This window comes from Rhodothermales bacterium (assembly GCA_041391505.1).
GTDB lineage: Bacteria > Bacteroidota > Rhodothermia > Rhodothermales > JAHQVL01 > JAWKNW01.
In genome coordinates this window covers 1-11905 of the sequence record JAWKNW010000020.1, presented here as the reverse complement: position 1 = coordinate 11905, position 11905 = coordinate 1, and the positions used below count along the sequence as shown (strand labels likewise).

Annotated in this window: 9 protein-coding genes; 5 read left to right on the top strand and 4 right to left on the bottom strand. The window is 65.6% G+C overall.

Going from position 1 to position 11905, the window contains the following annotated elements; all coding sequences use genetic code 11:
• Positions 1 to 79: 79 nt before the first annotated feature.
• The 3 genes from R2834_17140 to R2834_17130 all read right to left on the bottom strand — a co-directional run bounded on the left by R2834_17140 (position 80) and on the right by R2834_17130 (position 5258).
• A complete protein-coding gene (locus tag R2834_17140) occupies positions 80 to 2719 on the bottom strand; it encodes a M1 family aminopeptidase (GenBank protein ID MEZ4702062.1) in 2640 nt (879 codons plus the stop codon).
• On the bottom strand, positions 2670 to 3767 hold the full coding sequence (locus R2834_17135; protein MEZ4702061.1) for an amidohydrolase family protein: 1098 nt from the start codon (positions 3765 to 3767) through the stop codon (positions 2670 to 2672). The genes R2834_17140 and R2834_17135 overlap by 50 nt, the downstream gene beginning before the upstream one ends.
• A 270-nt stretch (positions 3768 to 4037) precedes the next feature.
• Positions 4038 to 5258: an alanine dehydrogenase gene (locus R2834_17130; protein ID MEZ4702060.1), complete on the bottom strand. Its 1221-nt coding sequence runs from the start codon at positions 5256 to 5258 to the stop codon at positions 4038 to 4040.
• A 259-nt stretch (positions 5259 to 5517) separates the two neighbouring features.
• Here R2834_17130 and R2834_17125 point away from each other — a divergent pair, with 259 nt between their 5' ends.
• On the top strand, positions 5518 to 6534 hold the full coding sequence (locus R2834_17125; protein ID MEZ4702059.1) for a pentapeptide repeat-containing protein: 1017 nt from the start codon (positions 5518 to 5520) through the stop codon (positions 6532 to 6534).
• Between the two features lie 7 nt (positions 6535 to 6541).
• Positions 6542 to 7393, top strand: coding sequence for an HDOD domain-containing protein (locus R2834_17120; protein ID MEZ4702058.1), 852 nt, complete (start codon positions 6542 to 6544; stop codon positions 7391 to 7393).
• A gap of 9 nt (positions 7394 to 7402) precedes the next feature.
• Here R2834_17120 and R2834_17115 read toward each other — a convergent pair whose 3' ends face one another.
• Entirely contained in the window at positions 7403 to 8620 is a 1218-nt protein-coding gene (locus R2834_17115; GenBank protein MEZ4702057.1) for a hypothetical protein, read from the bottom strand.
• A 280-nt stretch (positions 8621 to 8900) separates the two neighbouring features.
• Between R2834_17115 and R2834_17110 the strand changes: the two genes are divergently transcribed.
• The 3 genes from R2834_17110 to R2834_17100 form a co-directional block, all read left to right on the top strand.
• The gene (locus tag R2834_17110) at positions 8901 to 10115 is read left to right on the top strand and encodes an ATP-dependent 6-phosphofructokinase (GenBank protein ID MEZ4702056.1); all 1215 of its coding nucleotides are present in this window, start codon (positions 8901 to 8903) and stop codon (positions 10113 to 10115) included.
• Between the two features lie 64 nt (positions 10116 to 10179).
• Positions 10180 to 10815: a hypothetical protein gene (locus R2834_17105; GenBank protein MEZ4702055.1), complete on the top strand. Its 636-nt coding sequence runs from the start codon at positions 10180 to 10182 to the stop codon at positions 10813 to 10815.
• Between the two features lie 21 nt (positions 10816 to 10836).
• On the top strand, positions 10837 to 11905 hold a 1069-nt coding region (locus R2834_17100; protein MEZ4702054.1), incomplete at its 3' end, for a mechanosensitive ion channel family protein.

The following is an 11905-nucleotide window of genomic DNA, read 5'->3' as shown; positions in this document are numbered from 1 at the left end:
GATGCCGAAAACTCGGCCCATGACGGGGCAGACAGGATGCCGTCCGCGAGGGCCTCAATCCGTCGCCCGATGGCATGCCCTAGTGCGGGATACGCGCGCCGGCGGTGTCTGTAGACGCCTCGCCGGCCGGGATTCCAGGATCGGACACCAGCGCCGCCGCCCGAAAAAGCCCGTCGGCGGACTGGAGCACCTTGGCGCGGAGCCGGGGCGAAAGCTCGGGATGGGCGCTGAGGAAATCGCGGACCGTGCGCGCGGCCGTCGGGGTCTGATGCCCGCCGAGCAGGGCGTCGAGCCAGCGGGCGGGAAAAAAGATGTCGCCCGTGCGCTGGATTTCTTCGAGGAGGCCGAGGGCAGGGAGGAGGTACACCTCGGCGTAGGGTGCGCGGAGCGGGTGGTTGAGGTAGGCGAGCCCGTCCAGCGCCCAGGGCTCGTGTTCGCGGTTCGCCGGCATCGCGAGTCCCTGGAAAAACGCCGCGCGCACCTCGGCATTGGGCGACAGTGCCGCCGAGACGAAGTGGAAACGCTCCTTCCGGTCGGGGTTGTCGATGCGCGCTTCCTGTTCCGTCAGGATCTCCGCCGCGAGGTCGGCGCGGCGCAGCGCAAGCTCGAAGGCGAGGTCGCTGTAGTCATTCTCGGCCAGCGTCAGCCCGGGGATCGCGGTTTCCTGGCGCCACACGGCCAGCAACTCGTCGACGGTTGCCTTCGTCAGCGCCGTCCCCTTGAGTGCGTTGAAATACGCGGCCTTGCGCGACGGGGTGGCGGCGTTTGCAAGCAGGCCGCGCAGCAGCGGCTCCAGTGTCGCCGCCCGGGCCGGCCTGTCTTCCGGGCGCGTGTACTGCCAGAAGGCCTCGCCGGCATAGCCGAGGATGCGCTGGACGATCAACTCATCGGTTTCGAGCGGGAGCGAGCGCTCCGCCAGGTCGAGGAAAGCAGGCGGGGCGAGCCGGCCTTCCAGCATGGCATCCCACAACGTCAGCCACGCGATGCCGCGTTCGAGGGGATCGGCCAACGCCGGCAGGGCGTCGATCAGGGCCTGCTGGCTTTCGGGATCCAGCAGAAACAGGCCGTAGGCGAGCCCGTCGGCGTTCGGGATGGCGTAGCGGGGCGTGCCGGCGGTGGGTGCGAGGATCTCGGCCGTTTCGAACGCGAGGGTGTCACGCGTGGTCCGGTCTGCGTAGGCGACGGCGACGTCCAGCCGCTGGGGCCAGATGCGTCCGCGCCCGGCGGGGTCGTGCTGCGCGATACGGAAGCCGGCGGCTTCGCGTTCGAGTTCGATGCGCGGGCGCCCGGGTTCTTCCACCCAGACGTGGCTCCACGCCGCGAGGTCGCGCGGCGAGCGGGCATCCAGGATCTCGATGAGCTGCGGCCACGTGGCGTTGCCATAGCGGTACCGGTAGAGATAGTCGCGCAGCCCATCGCGGAAGGCGTCTTCGCCGACCATCGTCTCCAGGTGTTTCATGACGATGGGCGCCTTCTGGTAGATGATCGGGCCGTAGAGCGTGCCGGCCATCTGCAGGTTTTCGAGGGGCTGGCGGATCGGGTTTGCGCCCTCCGTCCGGTCGATCGCGTAGGCGGCCGGGTAGTGCGAAAAGAGGAACCGCAGGTCGTGGTCGATCTCCGGAAACGAGGGGTTGACGATCTTCGCGGCCATGAAGTTGGCGAAGACCTCCTTGGTCCACACGTCATCGAACCAGTTCATCGTCACCAGGTCGCCGAACCACATGTGCGCCGTCTCGTGGGCGATGAGGCTGGCGCGGCCCAGTTCCTGGTTCTTGGTCGCCGAGGCGTCGAGCATCAGGCTGGCCGAGCGATACAGGATGGCGCCGGCGTGCTCCATCCCGCCATACTGGAACGACGGGATGAGCACAAAATCGAACTTGGTAAAGGGGTAGGCGATGCCGGTGTAGTCTGCCAGCCAGGCGAGGGCCGCGGCGTGGAGATCGAAGATCGCGTCGCGGTTGCGGGCGACCTTCGCGGCGTCGGTTTCCCGGTGATACATCGTCATCGTCCGGCCGGCGCGCTCGGCGGTTTCGGTCTGGAACCGTCCGGCGGCGAAGGCGAACAGGTAGGTCGGCAGGGGTTCGGTCTGCTCGAACCGATGTGTGGCGACGCCGTCCGCCTCGGTGCGCTCCGCGCGGGGGGCGTTGGCGACGGCTTCCCAGTCGGCCGGCGTGCGGAGCGTGAGGCGGTACCGGGCCTTGAGGTTGGGCTGGTCGAACAGCGGGATGGCGAACGAGGCGCGGTCGGGGACGAAGAGGGTGTAGAGGTAGTCGGCGTTGCGGTTGAGTGAGGCCTCGCCGGCCGTAAAGGCGATCGTGAGCACATGAGCGCCCTCGCCCAGCCCGTCGAAGACGAGGTGGTTATTGACCTTGCGGTAGGCCACGGGCCCATCGGGTCCCTCGACCGCGTCGATCCGGTCCGCCGGCTGGTTGAAGTCCAGCACGACGGGCGCGCCGCCGCGGCGCAGCGTGAAGGCGACGGCGATCCGCCCCGTGATCGGGGTGGATTTTTCGGCCGGGATGGTGAGGTCGACGTCGTACGCGATATCCGACAGGGTCGCGGCGCGCTGTTCGGCCAGCTCCCAGGAGACGCCCTGGTCGTAGAGTCGGTCGTCATCGGGAGCCTGGCAGGCGCCGGCGGCCAGCATCATCAACGCGAGGACCAGCCGGTCAATCGGGAAAGAGCGACGCGTCGAGCCCGGGGATGATGCGCAGGGCATTTTTATAGTAGATGTGTTTGAGGGTCTCTTCGGGCAGGTCCAGGCCGTACATCCGCCAGTGCGCGTGGCGCTTGCGGTAGTAGGGGAAGTATTCGTCGTTCGTCTCGAAGACGCGGAAGTAGACGTGGTACTCGGACGGCTCCCAGGAGTCCTTCCCCATGAGCACGCGGTCCTGGTGCCGGATCAGGAAGTCGCGCGCATGGCGCGGCTGCCGGCCCAGTTCGGCGAGCACGGCGCCGAGTTCGGTGTACATGTTGGGCAGCTCGTCCATCAGCCGGCCGAGGCGGTCGAGGTCGTTGCCCATCCAGCCGAGGTGGGCATTGATAAAGATCGTTTCGGGGTGTTTGCGGAAGACGTTGTGCTGCTCGGCCATCTGCACTTCCCAGGTGGGAAATTCCTCGGGCGGGCGCTTGCGGTTGGGGAATTGCTTCAGTTCGAGCCAGCGCTCGTTGTGCTCGTCGTGGGGTTCGTAGAAGGGGGAGGGCTCGCCCGTGTGGATGAGTACGGGGATGCCGAGTTCGCCGCATTTCGCCCAGATCGGGTCGAGCCGCGGGTCGTCGGTATGGACGCGGTCGCCGTTGGCGTATTTGACGAACATGCCCAGATTCTTGAAGATCTTGAGGCCGCGGGCGCCGTTGCGGAAATCCTGCTCCAGCTGTGCGGCCGCCTTGACGCCGAAGTCGGGGTCGTCGATGGTGCTGAAGTCGATGTTGGCGAACGTGACGAACCGTTTCGGGTAGCGGCCCTCGAGGTTGGCCACGCCGGCCTTGAGCCGGTCGCCGCTGCCGCCGCTGAGGTTGACCATCACGGCCATGTTCATGTCGTCCATCGCGTCGATGAGTTCGCCGACCTGGCCGGCGTTCATCTCCGACGCGCGGCCCTGATGGGCATGGACATCCACGAACGGAAATTTCGATCGGGTGAGCGGATGCTCGGGAACGACGAGCGTGGAGCGGGGCTCGTAGGCTTCGATCGTCATGTCCTGCGCGCCGGCAGGAGCGACGACGAGCACGAAGGCGACGGCGGACAGGATGCGGGTCGGCGTCATCGGCGGTTCGGGTCGATTAGCGAAAAGATTAGCGATTAGCGACGATAGATTAGCGATTTATGAGGGGATTTCATACCTCACCAATCGCTAATCCTTGCTCGCTAATCGCCAATCCTTGCTCGCTAATCGCCAATCCTTGCTCGCCAATCCTTGCTCGCCAATCCTTGCTCGCCAATCCTTGCTCGCCAATCCTTGCTCGCCAATCCTTGCTCGCCAATCCTTGCTCGCCAATCCTTGCTCGCTAATCACTAATCTACATTCGCTATTCCCTCAGATCCCCGAGGCGATCAGCAGTTCGATGTCGCGGTGGGCGATGCCGAACATCGACGAAAGACTTTTTTTGGTGATGAAACGACGGTAGGCGTAGGTGCCGTTGCGGAGGCCGACGTTGCGCCAGAGCGCTTCGTTCATGTTGCCCACTTCCCCGATCTGGATGATGTAGGGGACGAGGACGTTGGTGAGTGCGTAGGTGGCGGTGCGCGCGGCGTTCGACGGCATGTTGGGGACGCAGTAATGGATGACGTCGTACTCGCGGTACGTCGGCTCCGAATGCGTCGTGGGCCGGCTCGTCTCGATGCAGCCGCCCTGGTCGATCACGACGTCCACGATCACCGAGCCGGGCTTCATCTTGCGCACCATCTCTTCGGTGACGAGCAGCGGCGCCCGCTGCCCCGACGTCATGGCGGCGCCGATGACCACGTCGGCCTTGCGGATCGACTCGAGGATGTATTGCTCGGAGGCCATCGCGGTAAAGACGCGCCGGTTGAGGAAATACTCGACGGACCGGAGCGCCCCGAGGTCGTTGTCCAGCACGATGACCTGGGCGCCGTAGCCGAGCGCCGTCCGCGCCGCCCATTCGCCGATCGTGCCGGCGCCGAGGATGACGACGGTCGACGGCGGCACGCCCGAGATGCCGCCCAGCATGATGCCCTGCCCGCCCTCGCTGCTCTCCAGATAGCGCGCGGCGATCTGGACCGACATCGACCCCATGATTTCGTGCATCATCTGCACGATGGGGAAGGTGTTGTCGGAGTCGCGGATGAACTCGAAGCCGATGCCGGTGACGCTGAGTTCGGTGAGCTTGCGGAGGATGTCCGGCGTGGTGCTGCCCAGGTGGAGGGCGGAGAAGAGGATCTGTTTTTCCTGGATGAGGTCAAGCTCGCCGAGAGTAGGGGGCCCGACCTTGACGATCAGGTTGCAGGTGCTGTAGAGGTCCGCCGGCGACGCCATCAGCTCCGCGCCGGCGTCCGCATATTCCTGGTCCTTGAAATGGGAGAGCTCGCCTGCCCCTTTCTGCACGAAAACCTGGTGATCGTTGGACACCAGCGTACGCACGCCGCCCGGCGTCAGCGCTACCCGTCGCTCCTCGTTCGACATCTCTTTCGGGATGCCGATGCGCAGGGCATTGTGCTCCGATCGCAACGAAATCGGGCGCTCTTTGGTGCGGAGCGCACCTTCGACGGCGATACCTTGTAGCGCGGGCGTCTCCATGGGCGGCCTACGGCGTGAGGGTGATACGAAAGGGCGATAATATACGACATTCTCGCTCGGTGCATACCTGTTCGATCGGTCTCATCATGTGCCCTGCGTGAATTTGCCGCGTTCGGAGGCGTCGGTTCGGCCGGCCCTGGCGCTCGCTTCTGCAACTCGCGATCCGCTTTCGCCGGCGCTGGCATCGGGTTTGACTCGTAGCCGGTATCGCCCCGTTTTCTTCCCCTCGCCACATGTCGTTTTTTCACCACGCCCGATCATGCGTACCGCCGAACCCGATCACGATATCGAACAATTACTGCTCGATTTGCGCGAGGGACGGGTGTTTCCGACCGTGCAAAAGATCGACCTGCGGAATGCCGTCCTGAAGGATCGGGACCTGAGCGGCATGAACCTCGCCGGGGCAGATCTTTCCGGCGCCGACCTCCACGGGGCAAACTTGTCCGGCGCCATCCTCTTCAAGGCCAACCTCCAGCGCGCCAATCTCATGCGCGCCAACCTGAACGGCGCCGAACTTTCCGCCGCCGACCTCACCGACGCCGACCTCGAGGGCGCCCAGGCGCGCGAAGTGGGCCTCGGCATGGCCATCCTGCATCGCGCGCATCTGTTTCGGGCCGATCTCTACCATGCGACCCTGACGCGGGCCGATCTGACCGGCGCCGATCTGCGGTGCGCCGATCTCCAGCGCACCCGCCTCCGCGAGGCGCGCCTCGGATGCGACTTCACCGGCGCCGATCTCCGGGAGGCGGACCTGACCTCGGCCGAGGTCTCCGGCGCCTCGTTTGTCGACGTCGACTTCCGTCACGCCATCCTGCATGCCGTCACCGGCTACGAAAAGGCCAACTGGGTGGGGTCGGATATGCGCGACGTCAACTTCTCCGGCGCGTACCAGCTTCGCCGGTTCGCGATGGATCAGAACTACATCAAGGAGTTCCGCTCGCGCAGTCGATACACCGGCATGCTGTATTACCTCTGGTGGCTGACGAGCGATTGCGGCCGCAGTATCACGCGCTGGTGTTTCGTGATCGCGTTCGTGGCCTGTTTCTACGCCTTTCTCTATTCGTTCGTGGAGCTCGACTACGGCAAACACGAGCCCGGATGGTTTTCGAGTCTCTACTACAGCGTGGTCACGATGACCACCCTGGGGTTTGGCGACATCGTCCCGATCAGCATCGCGGCCGAGGTCCTCAGCATGCTGGAGGTGCTCACGGGCTACATCATGCTCGGGGGGTTGCTCTCCATTTTTAGTAACAAAATCGCACGTCGTGCCGAGTAAAACCGTTATGCTCAGTCTGTTCAGTTCACGCAAAAAAGACACGTCTAGCGCGGTTCTCAGCCAGATCGAGGCGTATGAACTGCCGAGTTTTTCCGCCACGGTGATGAATGTTTTGGCCATGCTGCGCCGGCCGGGCGTCGAGATGCAGCCGATCGCGGAAGAATTGCAGAAGGACCCCGGGCTCAGCGTGAAGGCGCTGCGGCTCGTCAACTCGGTGGGGTTCGGGCTGTCTACCCGGGTGAGCAACGTCCAGCATGCCGTGGTGCTGCTCGGCCGCTCGCGCCTGGAGTGCCTCGTGCTGTCCGTCGCCGTGAGCACGGCGCTGCCGGGGAAAGGGATTCCGGGATTCGATCTGGAAGCGTACTGGCGGACGGCGGCGCTGCGGGCGTCGATGGCCGGCGGCCTGGCCAAGCGACTGCATCCGGCGACCGAGATCGAGTCGTTCACTGCCGGCCTGTTGCAGGACATCGGCGTCGCGTTTCTCGCCGACCGCGAGCGCGAGCGCTACGTGCCGCTCTACGCGCGGTGGCGGGAAGACGACAGCGCCATGCTCAGCGCGCAGGAGTCGAGCATCTTCGGGTTCGATCATGCCGAGATTGGAGGCCTGCTCGCCCGCAACTGGCAGCTCCCGGAGTTCCTCGTCAACGCCATCGAGGATCACCACACCCGGGAAAGCGAGGATCTGGATGAGGCGGTGTGGCTCGTTTCGCTGATCAAGTCGCACGACAGCGACCAGGATATCGACACGGTCGTGGACGCGGCGCTGCGCACGCACGGGCTGGACGAAAGCCTGGTGCGCGGCATCGCGCAGAAGGCGCGGAGCGATGCCGATCAGTTTTACAAGGCGCTGCAGGGGTAGCGCGGCCGGTTAGGGGCGGTCGATGAGCGCCGTGCGTACGGATGTCGCGCCCGACGCGTCGAGGTCGGTCCAGGCCACCATGAGGCGGTCGCCGGCGTCGGCGAGGCGCGGAAAGCCGCTATTGCGCTGGGCGCTGACGGGGGCAATAGGGAAGGCCGGCTGCGCCGTCGCCCGTCCGGCGGCGTCCCAGGCGATCACGCGCGCGGTGAGCATCGCTTCATCGCCCGAGCGGGCGAGCCAGACGACCATCGCCGACCGTGCGTCGAGCATCCGGATCGCCACGCGCCCGATCGGCGACGCGTCGTCGACGACCAGCGGGTCGGCGAATGAGATCCCGTCGTCCGTCGATACGGCGGCCAGGACCTTTGGGGCGTCGCCGGCGGCCGTAAACCAGGCCGCGACCACCGCCGGCGCGAGGCCGTCGACCACCGGGCCATTCACCGGGCACCCCTCGATCTCCCATCCGTCGCGATGCACCGGCGCCGGCGCCGACCAGTCGCCGTCCGCCAGGCGGGTGTAATAGATGTCCCTGACTTCGGCGTCCGACCGGTCGCGGTAGACGACGATGAGGCTGGAGCCCGTCCAGGCGGCGCCCGTCTGGCAGCAATCGCACGTCCGGTCGTCCAGCAAAACCTCTTCGGTGACGCGTCCGTCCGCATCGGTGAAGGCGGCGCGGAGCGACATGGCGCCGGCGGGTTCGCCGCCCGTCTGCCGGCCGTCCAGCCAGGTCAGGAAAAAGCCATCGGTCTCCCAGGGGAGGATCGACACAAACCCGTGCTCGGTCGGCGTGCCGTCGGTGTTGGCGAGCGTGGGGGCGCTCCAGGAGGCGCCGCGATCCCGCGAGTGGACCAGCGCGATATCGTAGGCGTAGCCCCCGGCGGGCTGGCGGTCGAGGTAGTGCGCGAGGAGTCTTCCATCGCGTTGCGCCGCCAGGGCGGGGAAGTCGGCCCAGTTGACGAAGGCGTCAACCCCCGCGGCGATCGGCGCCGGGGTTTGCCAGGCGTCCGCGATGAAGGGCGCAAAATAGAGTCCGGCCGCGGCGCTATCGGATCGCTGCCAGGTGAGGTAGGTGGTGCCGTCGGGGCCGGTGGCGAGGTTGGGCGTCCGGCTCCCAGCCGGCGCCGGGTTTGGCAGCGGCGTAACGATCGGCTCCCGGGCGGGCGTCGCGCAGGCGGCCATGAAGAGGCAAACGGTCAGCAGGGCGCGGGCGAAGGGTGGGTGCATCATGGAATCGGCGGGTGATCGATCGCCGGAAAATAGGCGACAGCATGGAATTTAATGTCATCTTCATCGTTCCCCGTACTACATTCCGGACTTGTTCAACGCGTTGTGAGGAAGTGCGGCAGCGAGGAGATACAGCCAGTTCCTGACCGCAGCGGGCGTCCTCTCTTCTGAGGCGACCCTCCGTAACGACCACTATCAAGGCCTCGGCGGATCCGGCCTGACCTGCCGGCTGTCGAGGCGAATCAGGGTTTGTCCGTGTCTTGCAATCAGGAGGTATGAAGTCATGGCAGGTTACAAAGGGACTATCGGGATTTTGACGGGCGGCGGCGACGTGCCGGGGTTGAACCCGGCGATCCGCGGGGTGACGATTCGCGCGCTGCGCGAAGGGTATCGCGTACTGGGCATCCGTCGCGGCTGGGCCGGCCTGGTCGATATCATTCCCGATAAACATGCGGATAATAGCGCCAACGTGATCGAACTGACGGAGGACACCGTCAACCGCGCCGGCCGTACGGGCGGCACGTTCCTCCACAGCTCCCGCACCCGGCCGAGCACGCTCCCGCAATCGATCGTGCCGCCGCATCTGCGCGACAAATACACGGCGGAGATCAACGACGTGACCCCGTCGGTCCTGAACAACATCGAGTTTCTGGGCATTGACTACCTGATTCCGATCGGCGGCGACGACACGCTGAGCTACGGTCATCGTTTGCACGACCTGGGCGTCAAGGTGGTGGCCATCCCGAAGACGATGGACAACGACGTGCCGGGCACCGACTACTGCATCGGTTTCGGCACGTGCGTGACCCGCACGATCGAACTGACGCACGCGCTGCGCACGTCCGCCGGCTCCCACGAACGCTTCCTGGTGATCGAGGTGTTTGGCCGCTACGCCGGCTTCACGGCCGTCCTGCCGACGATGGCCGGCGCCGCCGACCGCTGCCTGATCCCCGAGCACGATTTCGATATCGAGCAGCTGGCGGAACTGATGGTGTACGACCGGAAGCGCAACCCCAGCCACTACTCGGTGGTGCTGGTGTCGGAAGGCGCCCGCATCCGCGGGGAAGAAAACATGTCGTTCCTGAGCGACGAAACCGACCAGTACGGGCACAAGAAGCTCGGTGGGATCGGCGACAAGGTGGCTACCGCGCTCAAGAACCTGTCCGCCAAATTCAACAACGGCCGGCGTGTCAATGTCATCAACCAGCGTCTCGGGTACATGGTACGTTCGGGCAACCCGGATGCGCTCGACTCGATCGTCCCGATGGCCTACGGCACCCTGGCGCTCGAACTGGTGATGAAAGGCGTCTCGGGCCGCCTGGTGTGCGTGCGCGAAGGCTGCTACGGCAACGTGCCGATCGACGTGATCGTGGGCACGAAGAAGGTGGTGGATGTCGACCGCTACTACAACACCGAACGGTTGCGTCCGAAATACAACGCGTTCGAACAGAGCCCGCTCTTCCTGATGTCGAGCGGACCGCTTCCTTCGAACGGATGAACAGCACGCCGGCCGGCAGGGCGATCGTTCTGCCGGCCGGCGGCATCCTCCATCGGGCAACGGCGTGAGTACACCGTATGATTTGCGCGCTGCCGAGCGCGCCCTGTCGGAAGCCGATCGCGCGCTGGCCTCTGTCATCGCGCGATGCGGCGCCTGCACGCTCGTCGTGGAACCCATCGAGGATCCGTATCACGCCCTGCTGAAGGCGATCGTCTACCAGCAGCTCTCCGGCAAGGCCGCCGGCACCATCCATCGGCGCGTGCTGGAGCTGGATCCGGAACGGCGCATGGATCCGGAAACCGTCCTCGCGCTGCCCGACGAGGCCCTGCGGGGCGCCGGCCTGTCCCGCAACAAGCTCGCGGCGATCCAGGACCTGTCGCGCAAGACGCTCGACGGGACGGTCCCCCGGATGGCCGACCTCCACGATCTCTCCGACTACGAGATCATCGATCGGCTCAGCGCGGTGCGCGGCGTGGGGCGATGGACGGTGGAGATGCTCCTGATCTTCAATCTCGGCCGGCCCGACGTGCTGCCCTCCACGGATCTCGGCGTACGCAAAGGCTTTCAACTCCTCGATGGATCGGACGACCTCCCGACGCCGCGCACCCTCGAAGCCTATGGCGAGCGGTGGCGTCCGTTTCGCAGCATCGCCAGCTGGTACCTCTGGCGCCTCGTAGACGGCGACGGCGCCAACTGGTGATAACCTCGTGACCCGCGCCTCATGGATACCATCCGCCCGTACCTGGAGTACCTCAGTGCCCATCCCTACCTGAACGCCGTCCTCGTGCTCGCCGGGGCGCTGATCCTGGCGCGCCTGATCGATCGGTTCATGATCGGGCTCGTGCGCCGGCTGGCCAGCCGAACCCGGTCGGATGTCGACGACCGCATCCTGGAGGTGCTGCATCGTCCGGTGTTTCAGACCGTGATGCTGGTCGGACTGCGCATCGCCATCGAGACTGTCTTGCCGGAGGGGCAGGCGGCCGACGTCGTCCAGGGCATCATCAAAACCCTCATGGTCCTCATCTGGGCGACCGCGACGATCCGCCTCACGTCGGTCGTGCTGCGCTGGATGAGTAGCAACGAGGATCGCTTCCGCGCCGTCCAGATGCCGACGGTGCCGCTCTTCGACATCGTGGCCAAGGTGGTGATTTTCGGGATCGGCAGCTACCTGATCATGCTGAACTGGGATATCAACGTGAGCGGATGGCTGGCCTCCGCGGGCATCGTCGGGCTCGGGGTGGGCCTGGCCGCCCAGGAGACGTTCGCGAACCTGTTCGCCGGCGTGTCCATCCTGGCGGATTCCCCCTACAAAATCGGCGACTTCATCGTGCTCGACGGGTCGGAGCGCGGCCGGGTGACACAGATCGGCCTGCGCAGCACACGGATCCTGACGCTCGACCAGGTCGAGGTGACGGTGCCTAACGCGATCATCGCCAACTCCAAGATCATCAACGAAAGCGGCGGCCCCTCGCGCCGGCAGCGGATGCGCGTGCCGTTCGGCGTGGCCTACGGGACGCGCATCGAAGACATGGAACCGCTGATCATGGCGGCGGCGAAGTCCGACGAGAGCGTGCTCGAGACCCCGGAGCCGCGCGTGCACTTCAAGGGCTTCGGCGATTCCTCGCTCGATTTCGAGGTGCGCTGCTGGATCGAGCGACCGGAAGAACGCGAACAGATCGTGAACCGGATCAACCGGGCGATTTATCGCACGCTGAACGAAGCCGGCATCGAAATTCCGTTTCCCAAGCGCGACCTCTACATCAAGGAATGGCCCGAACGCCTGCTCCGGG